This window comes from Larkinella terrae (genome assembly GCF_009668025.1).
GTDB classification, from domain to species: domain Bacteria; phylum Bacteroidota; class Bacteroidia; order Cytophagales; family Spirosomataceae; genus Larkinella; species Larkinella terrae.
Window position 1 is genome coordinate 267,640 of record NZ_WJXZ01000009.1, and the last position, 18,778, is coordinate 286,417.

Consider the following 18,778-nt stretch of genomic DNA (forward strand, 5'->3'; position numbering starts at 1 on the left):
TGCAACTTTCCACTTTCGGATCGCATCTTGTTACCAGAAATCGCAATCATCATCCACCATGCAACGCAAATCCTTTTTATTAACGGCACTGCTTTTCACTATGTTTTTCGGAAAATCCGGAGCGCAGTCGGTTACGAAGCAATTCAGAATCAAATCGTTCGATCGCATCGACGTAGCCAACGCCATCGACATCGAAATCCGGAAAGGCAGCTTTGACATTGTTGCCGACCTGTCGCCGGGTGAAACCGAATATCTTTCGGTTAAAAGCGAGAACGGTGTTCTCGTCGCCCGGTTCAACCGACCGTCGGGCAACTGGATTCCGGGGAAAAACCGCAAATCACCCCGGCTGATTGTCACGATGCCCGCCCTGCGGGGTATCACTCTTTCCGGGGCATCGGACGGCGATGTGAATGATTCATTCGACACGGAGGAACTCGATATCGCTCTGTCGGGAGCCGCCGACCTGTCGATGAAAGATATTACCGCCAACCGCATCCGGCTGAAAGCATCCGGCGCGTCGGATACCAAATTGAGCGGCCGAACCAAACTGCTCGACGTGGATATTTCGGGAGCCTCGGATTTGAAGGCCTACGACCTCACGGCGGCCGAAGCGGTTATCCGAGCATCGGGAGCGAGTGATGCGGCTGTAACCGTAACGAAGCGGCTGGAAAAAAACACGCGCGGTGGTGCCGACGTTTCGCACCGGGGAAACCCGCAAACGGTGATTTCCAACCAGAAAAAGGACGACTAAGTGGCGGAACCGCGCATCCAGTGTACGGCATCGGGGGCCATTTCCAGCCCAACCAGTTGCCCCACTTTGATTTTTTCGCTGGAAGGCGCCAGAAACGTCAGATTGACAAACCGGTTCATTTCGACTTCTACTTCAATAAAAGCCCCTTTAAAAAACACGTTCCGGACGGTGCCGCCGAAGCGCCCGCGATCAGACAGTCGGATCTGTTCGGGGCGCACACAGGCCAGCGCGTTCGGCTGGTACGCGTGAATAATGCCCATCAACGGCAGGTGTTTGGCCCGAATCAGGTTGGCGGGGCCGGTCATTTGGGCCACATACGCATTATACGGTCGGCGGTAAACATCCATCGGAGCACCCATCTGAACCAATTGCCCATCCTGCAAAATACCAATGCGGTTCGGGATCGAAAGCGCGTCGGTTGAATCGTGGGTCACAAACAGGCAGGCGGTTTTTTCGTGACGCACCAGATCGAGCAGCATGCTGCGAATCAATTCACGGTTCGGCAAATCGAGGTGACTGAACGGTTCATCGAGTAACAACACGGCCGGTTTTTCAGCGATGGCGCGGGCAATGGCCGTCCGTTGTTTTTCACCACCCGAGACCTGGCGCGGCAACCGGTGCTGCACCGACTCGAGTCGACACAGATTGATCAATTGATCAATGCGGAAATCCTGGTACCGTTTTTCGTAGAATCGCAGCGAATAGGCAATATTTTCGCGGACCGATACATTGGGCATCAACTGGTATTCCTGATGAACCAGTTTGATGTGTGGATTTCCAGGAACCAGTTGCTCCGAAGGTCCCTTAACTCGTTCATTATTAAGTTTAACAATGCCTTCGGTGGCGTCGGTCAGGCCTGCCAGGAGGTTCAGCATCGTACTTTTTCCCGAGCCGCTCGCTCCGACCAACCCCACAACCTCGCCCGGTTTTATAGCCAGCGAAACGCCACGAACGGCCGTAACATCCCCAAAAGATTTTACAAGTTGGATAGACTCAAGCAATTGAAATTGACCTTTTACTGTGCGTGTAACTAACTAATCAACAACCGTTTACCTAATAAATAACCGGAAAACATCTTTGCCGATGTTGTAAAATTAACTAATTACAGCAACAACCCACCGATAAAATGGTCGCTTTTTGATAATAATAATACGAACAAAATTTGCATGAAAAAACGGCCATTTTTTAATGAAGCTTATCGTTTTCCAAGCCAGTAAAAGAACAGGACGAGCAAAAGAAAGGCAATGACGACGAGCGCAATTTTCCAGGCCGATTTGGGCCGTTCACCGGCAATCTGCCCGGTTTGCCCATTGACCAAAAACCGGTATTGCTTGCCGTTATAGAGATACATACAAATCCAGAGTGGTAACAAAATGTGTTTGAACGTCTGGTTGGTCAGCGTGGTATCGACGTTCAGGTTGCGCTGCGTATCTCCGCCCATTTGTGAAGCGCAGGCGTTTTCCTCACGGTTTCGGATCTGCTCCTCGGCTTTCCGGGCGCTTTCCTGCAAATCGATGCTGTAGACCTCGGCTTCCCAACCAAGCAAAATGCGTGGGTCATAATCCACCACTTCCTGCAAATCGTAGCGGCTGGCTTCCTGCACCTGGCTTTCCTGCTGCGACAATTTTCGGGATGCCATTTCGAGCATATCGTCGTAAAAAGCCTGATGCGAACCGCTGCGGTATTCCCACCGGACCCGTTGCTGCTGCTGCGTGACCATCTTCCCGCTCGAATCCCGCACCTGCACCGGCACGTAATAATAAAAACCGGCCTCGCCCGAATACTCTGAATAAGCCTGCGCATCGAACGTCCAGAACGGAATGTAAATCCCGTGCAGGTTGTCGAGCATGGCACCTGCGGCCAGATCCGACGGAGCCAGCCAGCTATCGCCTACCCAGCTCTTGAACCGCTGCAATGCCTGCTCTTTCGAAATTCGGAACGGCAGCAAACCGGCCGGTTCGATCAAGCGGGTTTTCTGGGCGTCGGGATTGACGTTTTTGGAATTGCAGAATGCGCAGGTAATGGTGGGGGTGTCGTAATTAACCGTCGTTTTGGCCCCGCAATTCTGGCAGGTAAACAGTCGTTTTTCCTCCGTCGGCGCGTTGGGCAACTGACGATCCTCTACCCGAAATGAAAGCGGATTTTCGTGTAAGTTATTCTTCGTGAACGCAATAGCTTCGGTATTGCCGCAGTAATCGCAGCTCAGTTTTTGCTTCTCTGCCGAAAATTTTAACTGCGCACCACAGGTTTTGCACGGTGCCCGGACCACATCGGAAAGTTCGGAGGGTGACTGCATGGGAGAAAAAGGGAGGTGGACGGAAAAAGGAGCAGAAAGAAGTAGGGCGGTTTTCCTCCGGCTTCATTCTGCCTCCCTCCTGCTGTTATAAACGGGCTAACAAATCGGCTTTTTTGGCATTGAATTCCTCGTCGGTCAGAATACCGGCGGCTTTCAGTTCGCCCAGTTGCTTGAGCAGATTCATGACCTCGGTTTTGTCCTCTTTTGGTGCCTGCTGCGGAGCATTGGCCGCGTTGGTGTTCTGCATGAAATTGCCCAAACCGCCCAGCAACACGGCCGAGCCACCAGCTCCCCCGTTTTCGGCGGCATCTTCCAGCGCAACACCGGCCTGAAACTGCTGAAAACGAGCCATATCACCCACCATATTCATCTGCGTCGTTTTGTCGAGGAAGGCTTCGACTTCGGGCGGCAGACTCGTATTTTCGACGTAAAACTTCGTCAATTCCAGCCCGTAGCCCGTAAAATCGGACTGGAGCAGGGGCAATAATTTGTCGCCGATTTCCTTGTAATTCCGGGATAAATCATAAACCGAGATTCCGGCTTCGGCGATTGTATCCGTAAAATTAGTTACAATGGCCGACCGCAACTGGTCTTCGACGTCGCTGATGCGGACGATGGGCGTGGTTCCGGCGAATTCCTTAATGAATTTTCCGGCATCGGCTACCCGCAGGGCAAACACCCCGAACGCCCGAACACGCACCTGTTTCAGTTCGGGATCGCGCACAATGAACGGGTTTTGCGTTCCCCATTTCAGGTTGGTGAACTGCTTGGTCGAGACAAAATAAATATCGACTTTGAACGGCGACTCAAAACCCATCTTCCACGACCGCAATGTGGTCATAATCGGCATGTTCTGGGTAGTCAGTTCGTAGCGACCCGGCTGATACACATCGGCAATCCGGCCTTCGTTCATAAAAACCGCCACCTGCGACTCGCGAACGGTCAGTTGCGCCCCGTACTTGATGTTGTTGCCGTTGTCCGGAAACTTCCAGATAACCGTATCGTTCGAGTTGTCGACCCAGTCGATAACCTCGATAAACTCATTTCGGATGAAGTCAAAAAGTCCCATGTTTAGTCTTCGACAGCCTGTGCCGTCGGGTTTCGGTGTAGTGAAGAATTACCCGCCCAATTCTACGCAAAAAATACGAACCTGCGCGAAATCGTATTTTTAAACGGTTGAAAAATTAGTCCAGAAGTACGTATTCCGGTAACGACGGTGTCCGCCCCTTCTGACGACGGGCCTTCGATCGTATTTTCAGACGTTGAAACGGGGGTTAAACCAGGCCATCGGAATGTCGGCTTCAAACGCCCCGGTTTTGGTGTCGATCCGCTTTTCAAACCGTCCTTCAATCGTAAAACCGATCTTCAGATAAAAATCAATGGCTTTTTTATTGCTTTCGCGCGCAATCAGTTCAATACGTAAAATGTCCGTTCGGAACTCTTCAACGTGTTTTAACAGATCGACAAAAAGCAACCTCCCCAATCCCTGACCCTGAAAACCGGGGTGAACCACGATCGTCAACTCCGACAACACGTGCTTAAAAACCCGGGGTTCCAACAAATAACAATGCGCTTCCGCAATCAAAATCCTGTTGTCGTTTGGGTCTTCAACGACCAGCGAAACTCCGTTTTTGAGGGATTTTTGCAGATTGGCAGCCACATAGGCCGGTGAAATCTCATCGGCTTCCCGCGCGATTCCGCCGGGAATTTTTGCCACCTCCCGGTATAAATCGAAAATGGCGGCTTCGTCTGTCAATCGGGCAAACCGGGTTCTGTAGTTCATTTATTTAAAGCGCTCTTTTAATTGGCTGGAATCGGCCACCGTTTTTGTTCGCCAGTTTCGCAGTTGCGTCAGCATTTCAGCCCGCTTTTCCGGTACGGATGTCGACAGATCGTTTTTTTCACTCAGATCGTCGGAGAGGTTAAAAAGCTCAATCTGGCCCGTATCGAAATATTCGATCAGTTTAAAGTCGCCACTTCGAATAGCTCCAGCGGAGCGGCCACCCAGAAAATGCGGTTTCGGCAACGGATAATGCCAGTAAAGCGTTCGGGCCTGCGGTATTGCGGTTCCTTTCAAAACTGCGGCAAAACTAAGGCCGTCCAGTACCTGATTTTTGGGCGGTTTGATGGCAATAATTTCCAGCAGAGTCGGGTAAATATCCAGGGTATTGATCACCTGTGAGGAAACCGATCCCGCCTTGATTTGAGCGGGCCAGTTGGCGATAAAAGCTTCCCGAATGCCACCCTCGTACAGCTCCGATTTTCCACCCCGCAACGGCGCATTGGTGGTAACATTAAGTTCACCCCCGTTGTCCGATGTGAAAAGAATCAGGGTATTTTCCCGCAGCCCGAGGTCTTCCAGGGTTTGAACTATCCGGCCCACGCCATCGTCGATGCTTTCGAGCATGGCCGCCAACTGCGGGTTATTTAGTTTTGTGCCTGCGCCGGTTTTCTGCTGATATTTGGCCGATATATCCGGTTTTCCGGCCAGTTTCGTATGCACGGCGTAGTGCGACAGGTACAGAAAAAACGGTTTTGCGGAGCTTCGTTTGATGAAATCTACCGCTTCCTGATTCAGGCGGTCGGTCAGGTATTCATTTTCGGTTTTGGCCGGAACGTCGGGCATGAAGAAATACGGGTGAAAATAGTCGCCGTTCGCGATGTAACCGGTTTCCGAACAAATCACCTCATCCCAGCCGTGTTTGGCGGGCTCGCCTTTTTTCTTCGTATAATCGCCCGTCAGGTGCCATTTGCCAATCAAACCGGTATGATAGCCCTTCGTTTTCAATTGTTCGTTGATCGTGAGGTAGTTGGGCGACAGAAATTTTTCGTCTCTGGCGTCCAGATAATCCGTAATGCCCACGCGGGCCGGGTGCTGGCCGGTCATCAGCGCAATGCGGGTTGGCGTACAAACCGGGGCAGTGGCGTAGGCCTGCGTAAACCGCATCCCACCGGCCGCCAGGCGATCCAGATGCGGGGTTTCATTGAAGCGATTGCCGTAACAACCCAGCTCACTCCAGCCTAGATCGTCAGCCAGAATGATAATGATGTTGGGTGAAGATCCCGGTTTTGCTTTTTGGGCAAAACCCAAAACCGCATCCAGGCAAAAAAAGAAGCTTAAAATAAAGCCACTAAAACCGATTTTCGTCATGCGACGAACCTAAAGCATTTGCCTCAGAAATCCAAGAACAGGAAAACCAGCGTTTATTTCCCGGTAATTCCGACGAAATAAACGCTGGTTTTTACTGGTAATCAGCGAATGAAAAGCGATTTAAAGGGAAATCCGGTCGCAAAAAACCGGTTCAATCAGGTATCAGGCTGCGATTTTTTCCAGGTTGCGGAAGTCCTTCATGGCTTCATTGGCATTCTCAAATGCCTTCCGGTTTTTGTATTCAAACCACGGTTTGGTGAAGTATTTCTTCATGAAATTATCAATCCGCATTTCTCCAAACAAATTCCACGCGCCTTCGATCCGTTTCATCCAGGACTCGTTCAACACGCGAAGGGCCAGCGCATAACCGCCATCGATGTATTCGATGTAGTGCCAGTAACCGGCTGGTATGTAAAGTGTTTCGCCGTAATCCAGCGTACATTCATACCCTTTCACATGCTGCAAACCGGGGTACTTTTCGTAGTCAGGATTGTTAACATTCATGTACGAAATGACCGAAAACGGCAGCCGGTACAGCAGGGGCGTATTCTCGGGTGAAAACAAAACCACCCGCTTGCGACCCACAAACTGGGTCAGAAAAACGTGCGACAGGTCAATGTCGTAGTGCATGTGAACCACCGAACCGGCTCCGCCGTAGAACATGAACGGCAGACTCATGGCAAAACCGTCGACAATGTCCGGTTTCAGAATGTCTTTCTTGAGTGAGGGAATGTGTTTGAAAATATTGAAAAGGAAAATCCGCAATTCGACCTGCTCATTGGAAGAAATCTTGTCCAGATATTCACCGAAATTCATTCGCTCATCGACGAACATGGTGCTTTTATCGGGCTCAGCTGGCTTGTTATTGTACAAATCTACGGTTAAATGCCCGGCGCGTTCTTTCAGTTTCTCAAATGACCAGTTTTTATAAGCGGGCCAATCGTGACAAAAATCCTGAATAATAGCCGGTTGGTGTTTTTTGAAGTATGATTGCTGAAAAAGTGCCTTATCTTCCTTGCTAACGCGATCGATTGGTAATAGTTCAAGTGCCATACTGGGGATATAGTCAAAGTACAACCAATAAATTTACTGGTTCTAACAAGTTTTTCACCAATGAGTTCACCAAACCGACCAAAAATCAGGGTGGATGCCAATTAAAATTGCATTAATTTTATCCAAAAAACCGTATTGGCAAAAAATAACTGTGCCCTTCCACCGGTGCGCTCTGATAAAAACCAGAATCTCCGGGGAAAGGGCACGGCCAAGAGTGATTGACGATTGATCAGAAAATGAATTTCGTTGACAAAAATTCGGACTTGTGTTGTTCGACGATATCGTTTAAAATGCTCTTATTCTGCTCCGTATCTTTGGTGGCCACGACGGTCCGAATCGAGAACGACCGCAACGCATCTTCGACCGACAGAGTACCCTCCGCCGAGTCCTTCCGACCCGTGAACGGAAACGTGTCCGGCCCGCGCTGACACTGCGCGTTGATATTCACCCGGCTAACCTGATTCACCAGCGGATCGATCAGTTGCGCAATCTGACCGGTTTCGCTGCCGAAAATACTGACCTGCTGGCCGTGGTCGGAGTTGATCACATATTCGATCGGTTCTTCGATGTCGTCGAACGGAACCACCGGAACAACCGGCCCGAATTGCTCCTCGCGGTACAGTTTCATCCCGTCTTTCACCGGATACACCAACGCCGGAAACACGAACGATTCCACGGTGGTCCCACCTCCATCGTTCAGAATTTTGGCACCCTGCGCTTCCGCATCGCGCAGACACTCATCGAGATACGCCGGTTTTCCGGGTTCGGGCAGCGGAGTCACCTGCGCGCCTTTGCTCCACGGCATACCCGGTTTCAGCTTATTCAGTTCTTCGCCAAAACGCGCCAGAAATTTGTCGGCAATGGAGCGATGAACCCAGAGAATTTTCAATGCCGTACAGCGCTGACCGTTGAACGACATCGATCCGAGCATACACTCCTTCACCGTCAGTTCGATGTCCGCATCCGGCAAAATGATGGCCGCATTCTTGGCGTCCAGACTCAAAATCGCTCGCAAGCGATTGCTTTTCGGGTGCATTTTTTTCAGGCTATCGGCCACCCGGCTCGACCCGATCAGCGCCAGAACGTTGATTTTTCCCGACTTCATCAAGGTCGGAACCACCGTAGCGCCCCGGCCATACACCGTGTTGACCACGCCTTTCGGAAACGAAGTCCGGAACGCTTCCAGCAGCGGGTGGTGCAGCAGGGTTCCGTGTTTCGGCGGTTTGAACAAAACCGTATTGCCCATTAAAATGGCCGGAATCAGGGTCGTGTAGGTTTCGTTGAGCGGGTAGTTGAACGGCCCCATACATAACACCACACCGAGGGGCGAGCGCCGGATTTGACCAATAATTCCCTCTTCGATCCGAAACCGGGAACCGGCGCGGTCGATGTCCTTGAACGCATCGATCGTGTCGTAAATATACTGCACCGTCCGGTCGAACTCCTTGGTCGAATCGGCCAGGGTTTTGCCAATTTCCCACATCAGGAGGTTTACGACGGCTTTTTTCTGCTCCATCATTTTGCCAACAAACCGCTCCATGCACTGGATTCGGTCGGTCACCGACATCGTCGGCCATTCGCCCCGGCCATTGTCGAAAGCCCGCACGGCTGCATTGAGTGCGTCAAGAGCTTCGTTATCGTCCATCGGGAGCGGGTAACTGCCGATGACCTTCCGAACCAGACCGGTTGGGGTCTGCACATAAACCGGTGACAAAACTTCCTGCGTCGAGCCATCCCACACCCGGATTTCGCCATCGACGAGGTACTCCCGCTGGTGCAGGGCTTCGATCCGAAATTCTTCCGGAATCTGATCTTCTGCCGGAAATAAAATTTCCAGCTGTTGCGATAAATTAGTCATGCTACGTAGTTAATTCGTTTAGAGTTTATCATTTATAACTCTAAAAAACCGACAAAAACCTTATTGTCAGACGATTATCTAAAGACTATAAACTTTAAACCTCAAACTTTTTTACTGATTACTGATGGAATAGAAATGGCAATTATTGAACTTTTAATCCACAAAAAAACCGTCCCCAATCATGGCAGGCCGGTAGAAGAAAGAGAAGTCGATGAAGGCTGAAAACCGGGCTTTCAGTCCGGTTCAGAGTTGCAAAAGTACAGAACTGAGTTTAAAGGAAGCAAGTTTAAGCGCTGAAAAGTCTGGCAAATCGCAATGATCCGCTTCAAAATCGCTAAGAGACAGTCTAAAATTCAGATTTGCCCTTTCTTCGGTTAGCCCCCAACCCCCTAAAGGGGGCTTTGAAATGCTGATTAAAGCCCCCTTTAGGGGGTTGGGGGCTAACCGAAGAAATGGAAATTATAAATTTTAGAATGTCTGGCAAATCTGAACTGCTTTTTTGGCAAAAGATAAAAAGCCGCCCGAACGGCGCGTTCGGGCGGCTTTTCCGGATTTGTTAGTATTTCAATAATTTTACCGTGACGGCCTGCTGACCGCCGATTACCCGCAGGATCAACAGCCCGGTCACTTCACTGCCGAGCCGGAATTGCTGGTTTTCCACCCCAAGGGCGATTTCAACTATTCGCTCGCTTACAATGCGCCCGCCGAGGTCGCTGATCTGAAACCTCAGCGGTTTTCCTTCCGCACCCCGAACTTCGACACTCAACTGTTCCTGCACCGGATTTCCCAAAATCGTTACCTCCAATTTGCTTTCTGCGGACCCGGCCGATAGCCGGGCCGAAGGCGCACAGGTCAGCGACTTGGGCGCGTATTTCAGTGTGAACGAACTGTTGCAAACTTTGGCCGAAATCTGGTGGGTTTTGTTGTCTTTCAAACTCGCTGGCGTCGTAAAACTGTAGGCATGTTTGCCATTCCCCTTGCCAGCGTTCTCCAGATCCGAGCGGTAAATGTCGGCTTCGGTCGTGCCGATTACCTTTCCGTCGGCCGAAAACTCCACCGTTACCGACCCATCCGGATCGTTGCGGTCCCAGACCCAGCCACGCATGGTTCCGCACTCCACTTTATCCAGATAGCCATCGTAATTAGCACTAACCGTGGGGCTCGGTTTCGGATCTTCAACGGGTTTTTCCGGCTGCGCGGGTTCGTCCGCGTTGTCCGTTTCGTCAAATAAATCTTCAATCAAATTGACCTGGATCGGTTTTTTCCCAGACTTATTATATTGATCCGTCCAGCGGGTGCTGATTGGCGAATACGTATCCCGCAGAATTTCAGACAGTTTGTAGCTAATCGTCCCGCCGGTCTGGACATCCGTGACGGATTGATTCAGCAAACCCGCATCCAGAACCGTTTGGATCAGCTGGCTCAGGGTAGCGCGGGCGTCGGTGCCGCCAAAATTGGCCAATGTAATCATGGATGCCCCGTGCTGGAAGCATTCCTTGACCTGATTAAAATAGGTATCGATCGAAACGGAGTTGAAAAACATGCCGTCTACCGCGTTGATCATGAAGGCACCCGGTTTTAAATTACTGCGCACCACATCCATCGAAAACCGGTGGTTGTAGGTCGGGCCATCGTTGAACTTCAGGCCATCGGCGTTCTGATTCAGACTTTTAAAGGCGTAGGTCGCCCGTAATCCGCTTAACCGATCCCAGACGGCGCCGTGCTGATTGACAACCCGGATCGAGCCATCAACGCCTTTCAGCGTGTTGGTCATGTCATTCAAAAACCGTTCGAGCAGGCGGTGACGGAACACGTACCAGTCCTGGCCCTGACGATTCAGGCTGAACAGTTTTTGCGGATCGCTAATGCTTCCGGTCGGCGGAACCACGGCGTTCCAGTCGCCAAAACCAGTGTTCCAGCGTTTATTCAGGTCGGCCAGGGAAAACCGCCCCTGCAACCACTGCCGAAACGCCAGTTTCATCGGACCGCCGTAGTCGAAAGCCGCCGAATATTTTGTACCATCGGGTTTGTTGTGGACGGGCGAGAACTCCGATTCCAACGCCGGAGAGGCCACGACGGAGATAAACAGCAGTCGGTTTTGCTGCTGCAAATACCGATAACGCTGCGTGGTCTCTTTCACGAAATTCTTAGCCAGTTCAACCGTCGGCTGGTGCGCATAACTGAACTGGGTGATTCCTCCGCCGTTCATTCGCAACCCGTCGGCAGCCTGCATCGTTTCACTCGTCCCCCAAAAACTGCCCAGATTGGCAATTTCTCGTCCTACATGGATGCGGAGGGCAATTTTTAACCCGAGCCGAATCGCCGTTTGAACGTGGGAATCAACAACTTTCCAGTTGGCGGTACTTTGCCGGGTCGGGTAAACGCGGTCCCAGTTGATCGTGATTTCGACGGCATTACAACCCGCTGCGGCCGAGTGTTCGATGCGTTCATCGTCGATGCGGGGATCGGTTTCAAAATTGAAGATGGTAATCCCAATGTAGCGTTGCCGGTTGATCGGAGCCGGTTCGGAAGAAGGAGCAATTATCCGACAAAAAGACGGAGAAGTTGTTGCACAATTTCCCCCAAGCGAGAGTGCATTTAATCCAAAAAGCAGGATTAAACGCATAACAGTAAAGTTACGGTTTTTCATTACGGTGAGTTAAAAAATAACGTTGAGTAAGTTGTCTGCCAATACAGTCTCCCATCTCTTCCGGTTAAATACCGAATCAGATCGTGCAGAAAGCGAAAAATGCCGACAGCTCAGCACTGCCGAAAATGCACTTGACTGGAAGATGTATTTGACTTACTAACTTCAGAACGCCACAACCTCACACTCACGAACGGATACTACAGGAAGTAATTGACGGAAACGGAACGAATTAGTTTCCGAAAAAAGAACGAATTATCAGACACGACAAAACTAATTCATCGGAAATTTTGGTAAAAAGACAAATCGTATTTTCTGTGGTACAAATCAGCGTTGGTGATTTTTGCGTTGGCGGAAATCCGCAGGCGTTTCGCCGGTATTCTTCCGGAAGAAACGGACAAAATAAGACGGGTCCTGGAAGCCCAGGCGAAATCCGATTTCCTTAACCGAATCGCTGGTGTAGGCCAGCAGAAACCGAGCCTCAAGTACAATTCGCTCGTGATACAATTGACTGGCGGTTTTGCCGACTACTTTTTTGCAGAGCTGATTGAGGTAATGGGGTGTTACGTTCATCTGGGCGGCATAGTCGCTCACCATCCGAACGGTCAGAAACTGATGTTCGATCAACTGCTCATATTGCCGGATTCGGTCGTACAGGTACGTTCCGTTGCCGTTCCACTGCTCATGGTACAACCGATCAGACAGTTCCAGAACAATATGAAGCGCCGACAGAATGACCTCAAAGCGATTGGCCTGCTTGCTTTGGTATTCTGAGAAGATAAAGTCAAAAATATCGGCAAAAAGCGCATCCGGGTCGGTTACCTGCAGCAATGGGTGCTCTTTGTTGGCATGAAAAAATGGGTATCGGTACAAAAGGTGACCGGAGGTTCCCCGGCAAAAATCCGAATCAAAAAACAAATTGTAGCCTTTCGTATCGGCCGACAATTGCCAGCTATGCATCTTGCCCGGGGCCAGAAAAAACAACTGGTTGGGCGCAACTTCGTAGGCTTTACCGTTGTTGACATGGATTCCGCTGCCTTCCTGAACCCAGGTTACGGAATAAAATGGATGGGCGTGCGGTTTGTGACTGTGGTTCAACTGCGGCACATGCTCCTCCAGACGTGCAATGTGGAACAAGGTGTCCGGTGCGAAGTGTGAGAATGTCTGAAATTGATTACCTGGCAAATTCGTTGGCATGGCAGAAAACATGTTTAAGCAAGTCTCTGATTCACACGCTGATGCATACGGCGCTCTGACCGTGATTAACCACAAAGATACAAGATTCTATCAACTCATTATCAGACCAATACAACGATTAATAAGACCAGCTCAATCCGTTCAGACAGGGTTCTGTTTTAGATTGAATCGCTTCTTACGCTAACCCGTAAACGCCGGAAAAATTGCCCGATAAAAAGCCTGAAAACTGGCGGTTTTTAGACTAAAAGCTTCTACCTCCTTTCCAAAACCGCCGGTTTTCAGGCTTGACCTTTCCTTATTTCGCGGAAGGAATGCCGAGCTGACCCGCCAGGCGACTCATTTCCCGAATAATCAGCTCGGGAACTTCCGGTGCCCAGATAGTCGGCAAACCGTAGACCATTTGGGAGGTCGCACCCTCATAACCGCCTTCCTTCAAAATTGTTGCTGACGGAATATAAGCCATCACATCGTTGGAATACCCCATCACGAAAACATCCGGACCGAAGCGTTTTTTACACGCAATCGCGTAATCGACGACCAGCTCTCCGCCGAACGTGAAAACCGGTTGCCCGCCCAACTGCCAGATCTGCAGGGGATACGGATAACTGGTCACAAACGGTTTCCCCTGTTTTTTTTCGGCCAGCATCCGGATGGCCCAGCGTTTCATGTAACCCTCGTTTTCCTGAGCGGTTGTCGTCAGTTCAGCCTCGGTTGGCGGGGCCGCCAGCGGTAGTTCGATTTCCGAATAGGCCGTCCGTACCTGAGCAGGCAGGTTGCGCATGGGTTCTTCGAGCACCCGGTCGACAGCCGCAGCCAGCTCCCGACCGAATTGCCGGGCGAGCGGAACCGTTCGGCGGGGCATCGGATTCTGATCACCGGCTGCGCCCTGAAAAAATAAGGCCCTGGCACCGGGATGCGCTTTTTCCAGCTCCAACTGCGCAAAACCGACATAGTCGCCCGACCATTGGTACTGATCCAAAACCGTGGGATGGCAGGCGTAGCCAAACGCAACCGCAATCAGTTTTCCACTGGTATTGAGCACTTTAATGACCGGCACCGCGTAATCGTTCGGCCCGTTGAGATCGGTCTGTTCCCGCAGGCTGCCTTCCTTGTTGTTGCGTCGGTTCACCTGAAACCGGGTTACGCCATTCTGCGCGAAGAGTTCGGCAGGCTCCAGTTTCCGGAATGCCTGACCAACCAGCGTCACAATCTGGTCTTCCAGTTGCTGCGAATACCGTTCGATTTTGGTCCGTTCAGCGGCATCGATCGGATAAATATCCAACAACGCCTGGCCCAGAACCGGGCCGGAATGCGTGTGCGAACTATTCAGGATAATCTGCGCTTTCGACAAGCCAAGTTGCTTCTGCAGCCGTTCGCGGATGCGATCCGAAAGAACTTTCGGAAACCCCAGCAAATCGGACGTGACCAGTACTACCCGGTTTCCTTTTTCGTCTTCCAGCGCCAGGGCCTTGGCCCACAAATCGTGGAGTTTTCCTTCGGCGGCACGCGTCCGCGCGGCATAGCCCGCCATCCATTGCGACTCTTTGGGCGTGATCACGACGCTGGCCACGCCCGCTTTCCAGCCACCGGCAAAACCGGATTGGGTCAATAAAACCACTAAAAAACTGCTCCAGAAGCCTAAAAACCGCTTTTTCATTTTTGAGTAAGCAGTTTATCGGCGTGGGCGTATACTTTTTCGATGGCGCTGGCAATTTCGTCCATATCGGTTCGGGTGCCGAGCAACATGTTCTGGGTAAGCCAGACGGCTTCTTCGTTACAAAGCCGGTCGTTCTGCGGACAGCGGTTTCGCTCGATGTAACTGTTAAAGTCCAGCATCGATTTCGGATACATTTTCTGGTAATTTTTGGTCTGGAACGTATCGTTCAGGTAAGGCATCGTGTTCAGTGTTGCGTAGCCTTTCGAGCACGGAATTCCTTCCGCCGTCAGGGCTTTCACAAACACATCCCGGGAAAGCCCCTTGAAGTTTTCCTTTTTGAACCGAAACGGAAAAAGGTGGAAAGCCGCCCGGGTCACATCGTCGTACAGTTTATACGGCACAATGCCGGGAATGTCTTTGATCTTCGATTTCAGGTAAGCCGCATTCTCGTTGCGGAGCGTGGTTTGGGCATCGAGTCGCTGGAGCTGCGCCAGACCGATGGCGGCCTGGTACTCCGTTAACCGCAGTTTGGTTCCCTGAATCAGCGTGCCTGCGCCGATGACTCCCGAGACCAAACCGTACGGATTGCCGTAATTCTGGTAGGAAAAACAGCGGTCCATAAACACATCGTCGTTACTGACAATGGCTCCGCCCTCGCCAATCGCCAGGTTTTTGGAGTTCTGGAAGCTGAAGCAGCCCGCGTTGCCGAGCGTACCGACTTTCCGGTGGTTTATTTCGGCAAAATGGGCCTGACAGGCATCTTCAATTACCACCAGATTATGCTTTTTGGCAATGGGCAGAATCTGGGTCATGTTGGCGGGTAACCCCAGAATATGGACCGGAATAATTGCCCGGGTTCGGGGGGTAATCTTTGCTTCGATTTTGGCGGGATCGATCTGGAACGTTTCGGGATCGACGTCCACAAAAACCGGCATGGCGCCAACCATCAGGATGGGTGCCACGGTTCCGATAAAAGTGTAAGGCGGTACCAGCACCTCATCACCACCCCGAATGTCGAATTGCGCCAGTGCGGCCATGATCGCGTTGGTGCCATTGACCACGGTCAGCGCGCGTTTAACGCCGAGTGCGGCCGCCCATTTGGCTTCAAACTCATTCACCACATTGGCCCGCGACCAAATACCGCTGCGAATGACTTCCAGCAATTGTTTTTCGTCCGTTTCGGGTTTCCACAACGGCCAGGTCGGCCAGGCTTTCGCCCGAACGGGTTTTCCGCCGAGCAAAGCCGGAGCTTCTGCGATGGAAATTGAGGGGGCTTTAATGGATTGAGGAATTGTTTCAGGCGTTAAAAGGCTTTTTCCGTTAGCCAACAGGGAGGGCGACAAAACCGCCCCCAGGCCGGTCAGCGAGTTTCGCCGGAGAAACTCCCGCCTTGAGAAATTCGTGTGCGACATGCGGTTCAGGGTCTTTAGGACTTTTGCAGGTATTCAATTCATCTGCTTTCCAAATTACAAAAGATTCCTTATTTGCAATATCGCCTGGACCGTCACGGCGGCATTTGAATTCCAAAAACATTCCGTCTGGCAACAACAGACGAAATTTTTGGCACACTAGCAGAAGCCTTTTCATCCTGAATTCCAGATATTTGATCGATTAAATTTCCATTCACGCTAACGATCACCTTGCGCTCACCCTTATTAAAACCGCAGCCATGAACAGATTGAAACTGGTTCTCCTGACTTTAATCATTGGCGTGTCGACGCTATCGGTTTCAGCTCAGTCGACATTGCCCGTTGCTTCGACCGGAAGCACGGTTTACGGCAACAATGCCAAAGTGGGGAAATACGCCAATATCCGCGGTTTCAGGATGTATTACGAAGAGTATGGCGTAGGAAAACCGCTGCTCATTATCCACGGCAATGGCGGTTCCATCAAAGACTTCAAAAACCAGATTCCGTATTTCGCCAAAAACTACCGGGTGATTCTGGCCGATAGCCGGGCCCAGGGAAAATCAGTCGACCCGGGCGACTCGCTCACGTACGAAATGATGGCCGACGACTTCAATGCCCTGCTGAATACGCTGCGGATTGATTCCTGTTACGTCATTGGCTGGAGCGACGGCGGTATCAACGGATTATTGCTCGCAATGCGGCACCCCGAAAAAGTGAAGAAACTGGCCATCACAGGTGCAAATTTATGGCCCGATACCACGGCCCTAGAACCGAAGCTTTTTCATTGGATCGTGTCCAACAATGACAGTCTGGCGACCGTGGCCCAAACGCCGGATGTCAAAGCGCAGAAAAAACTCCTGAACCTGATGGTGTTCAATCCGCATATTTCAACGGCCGATTTGAAAAAGGTAAGCTGTCCGACGCTGGTCATCGGGGGCGACAACGACGTCATTCTGCCCCGGCACACGCTGGAGATTGCGGAAGCGCTGCCGAAATCGTATCTCTGGATTTTACCCAATTCCGGGCATTCGACGCTGATACGGTACAAGGATCAGTTCAATCAGGAAGTCGGGGAATTTTTCAAAAAACCGTACCGGAAGGTCAAGGGCCTGTCGCAACTTGAATAAACGTCCGCTGATTTCACTGGCGGTTAGTGCGTCATAGGCCCGCTTTATACACCGGATTCCGCTCACTGGCAATTGCGGTTTGCCTGCCCTTTGCGAATATCGATACTTTTGGTTTTCCGAATTATAGCCTCCAACCGACTAAAAAAAGTGTTACCGATGATCATTAACCGCCAACCGATGCCGACTTCGCTGACGAAAAACCGGATTGCGTCCATCGACCTGTTGAAAGGGCTCGTAATGGTTTTGATGGCGCTCGATCACACGCGGGATTATTTTCACCAGTCCAGCAGTGTTTTGGATATCACCGACCCCGCACACGCCACCTGGCCGGTTTATTTAACCCGGTGGATCACGCATTTCTGCGCGCCGACGTTCAGCTTTTTAGCAGGGCTTTCGGCCTATTTTTCGGGCAGACGAAAAACGAAATCGGAGCTTTCCGGCTTCCTGCTCAAACGCGGACTCTGGCTGGTTTTTCTTGAGGTCACAGTTATAGCATTTGCCTGGTATTTCGACGTTCAGTTTCGAAACATTGATTTGGCCGTCATCTGGTGCCTGGGGATCAGCATGATTTTTTTAGCCGCGTTCGTTTACCTTCCTAAAAATCTTATTCTGATTCTTTCGTGCCTAATGATTTGTGGTCACAATTTGCTGGACACTGTTCATTTTGAAGGCAATGCCTGGTGGAGTATCGTCCACGAACTTTCTTCCGTCAAACTCTCCGAAACGCATACTTTAAACATCGTTTATCCGATTGTTCCCTGGATTGGCGTGATGGCGCTGGGGTATTATTTTGGCAATTTTTATAATGCCTCAATTAATCGAAAGAAACTATTCAACGCAATCGGAATTTCGGCTCTGGTGCTGTTTGTGCTGATCCGTTCGACGAATGTATACGGCGACCTCGCTCCCTGGAAACCGTACGAAACCGCCAGTCAGACGATTATGTCTTTCCTTAATGTCACCAAATATCCACCCTCCTTTTTGTATTTATTGGTAACCCTGTCCGGCGCCTTTCTCTTTTTGGCAAATTCGGAAAAATGGCGGGGCCGAGTGGTTGATTTCTTTTGCGTGTTCGGTCGGGTTCCTTTCTTTTATTACATTTTACATCTCTACCTGATCCGCGTTCTGGCGCTGCTCACCGCCGAATTGACCGGTTATGGCTGGGAGCTGATGGTCCAGACTTCCTTTGACATTGACCTGAAAGATTTCGGGTTTAACCTCGAAATCGTCTATTTAATTTGGATCGGGATTATTCTGTTATTATACCCAATCTGTAAACGTTTCGACCTTTATAAGCAGCGTCATAAGGAACACTGGTGGCTGAGTTATTTATAATTTTTTGAGAACGTCAGCGCATGGCAAGTTGAATTTTACCCTAACCGGAATCCGAGAGGCTGTTAAAACAAAACAGGCCACCCGATTGGGCGACCTGTTTTGTTTTGTACCGGGAGCCGGACTCGAACCGGCATGCCCTTGCAGACATTGGTGTTTGAGACCAACGCGTCTACCGATTCCGCCATCCCGGCATACAAACGGCGCGTATCGCTCAAGCGAACGTGGGTGCAAAAGTAGCGTTATAAATGAATAATGAACAATGAATAATGAATATTTTTTTGTCGTCTTACACAGATT

14 protein-coding genes and 1 tRNA gene are annotated in these 18,778 nt (G+C 50.7%); 3 read left to right on the forward strand and 12 right to left on the reverse strand.

All coding sequences use genetic code 11. The features are described 5' to 3' along the window. Positions 1–58: 58 nt before the first annotated feature. Positions 59–751 (forward strand): head GIN domain-containing protein, encoded by a 693-nt coding sequence (locus GJJ30_RS15655; protein ID WP_154176103.1) that lies wholly within the window; start codon positions 59–61, stop codon positions 749–751. Here the strand turns inward: GJJ30_RS15655 and GJJ30_RS15660 are convergent. The 11 genes from GJJ30_RS15660 to GJJ30_RS15710 all read right to left on the reverse strand — a co-directional run bounded on the left by GJJ30_RS15660 (position 748) and on the right by GJJ30_RS15710 (position 16,022). Continuing rightward, complete coding sequence (locus GJJ30_RS15660; protein WP_154176104.1) at positions 748–1,752, reverse strand: ABC transporter ATP-binding protein; 1,005 nt, start codon at positions 1,750–1,752, stop codon at positions 748–750. The genes GJJ30_RS15655 and GJJ30_RS15660 overlap by 4 nt on opposite strands. Positions 1,753–1,946: 194 nt before the next feature. After that, positions 1,947–3,047 carry a TFIIB-type zinc ribbon-containing protein gene (locus GJJ30_RS15665; RefSeq protein ID WP_154176105.1) on the reverse strand — a complete coding sequence of 367 codons (1,101 nt, stop codon included), beginning with the start codon at positions 3,045–3,047 and terminating at the stop codon, positions 1,947–1,949. An 85-nt stretch (positions 3,048–3,132) separates the two neighbouring features. After that, on the reverse strand, positions 3,133–4,116 hold the full coding sequence (locus GJJ30_RS15670) for an SPFH domain-containing protein (RefSeq protein WP_154176106.1): 984 nt from the start codon (positions 4,114–4,116) through the stop codon (positions 3,133–3,135). 186 nt (positions 4,117–4,302) lie between these two features. After that, positions 4,303–4,830, reverse strand: coding sequence for a GNAT family N-acetyltransferase (locus GJJ30_RS15675; RefSeq protein ID WP_154176107.1), 528 nt, complete (start codon positions 4,828–4,830; stop codon positions 4,303–4,305). Then, positions 4,831–6,198, reverse strand: a complete 1,368-nt coding sequence (locus GJJ30_RS15680) for a sulfatase (protein WP_154176108.1) — start codon at positions 6,196–6,198, stop codon at positions 4,831–4,833. 162 nt (positions 6,199–6,360) lie between these two features. Further along, positions 6,361–7,251, reverse strand: a complete 891-nt coding sequence (locus GJJ30_RS15685) for a cupin-like domain-containing protein (RefSeq protein WP_154176109.1) — start codon at positions 7,249–7,251, stop codon at positions 6,361–6,363. 229 nt (positions 7,252–7,480) lie between these two features. Next, positions 7,481–9,109 (reverse strand): NADP-dependent glyceraldehyde-3-phosphate dehydrogenase, encoded by a 1,629-nt coding sequence (locus GJJ30_RS15690; protein WP_154176110.1) that lies wholly within the window; start codon positions 9,107–9,109, stop codon positions 7,481–7,483. 556 nt (positions 9,110–9,665) lie between these two features. Further along, positions 9,666–11,735 (reverse strand): beta-galactosidase, encoded by a 2,070-nt coding sequence (locus GJJ30_RS15695; RefSeq protein WP_170299203.1) that lies wholly within the window; start codon positions 11,733–11,735, stop codon positions 9,666–9,668. Positions 11,736–12,083: 348 nt separating this feature from the next. Further along, entirely contained in the window at positions 12,084–12,953 is an 870-nt protein-coding gene (locus GJJ30_RS15700) for an AraC family transcriptional regulator (protein ID WP_154176112.1), read from the reverse strand. Positions 12,954–13,248: 295 nt separating this feature from the next. After that, a complete protein-coding gene (locus tag GJJ30_RS15705; RefSeq protein WP_154176113.1) occupies positions 13,249–14,610 on the reverse strand; it encodes a neutral/alkaline non-lysosomal ceramidase N-terminal domain-containing protein in 1,362 nt (453 codons plus the stop codon). Beyond that, a complete protein-coding gene (locus tag GJJ30_RS15710; RefSeq protein ID WP_154176114.1) occupies positions 14,607–16,022 on the reverse strand; it encodes a DegT/DnrJ/EryC1/StrS family aminotransferase in 1,416 nt (471 codons plus the stop codon). Before GJJ30_RS15710 ends, GJJ30_RS15705 begins: the two co-directional genes overlap by 4 nt. A gap of 257 nt (positions 16,023–16,279) precedes the next feature. On the opposite strand from GJJ30_RS15710, the gene GJJ30_RS15715 reads away from it, so the two are divergent. Together GJJ30_RS15715 and GJJ30_RS15720 are read left to right on the forward strand one after the other, a co-directional pair. After that, entirely contained in the window at positions 16,280–17,146 is an 867-nt protein-coding gene (locus GJJ30_RS15715) for an alpha/beta fold hydrolase (RefSeq protein WP_154176115.1), read from the forward strand. A gap of 156 nt (positions 17,147–17,302) precedes the next feature. Further along, entirely contained in the window at positions 17,303–18,481 is a 1,179-nt protein-coding gene (locus GJJ30_RS15720) for an acetyltransferase domain-containing protein (protein ID WP_229313160.1), read from the forward strand. 107 nt (positions 18,482–18,588) lie between these two features. On the opposite strand, the gene GJJ30_RS15725 is transcribed toward GJJ30_RS15720, so the two are convergent. Then, positions 18,589–18,672: transfer RNA gene (locus tag GJJ30_RS15725), tRNA-Leu, on the reverse strand. Between the last annotated feature and the right edge of the window lie 106 nt (positions 18,673–18,778).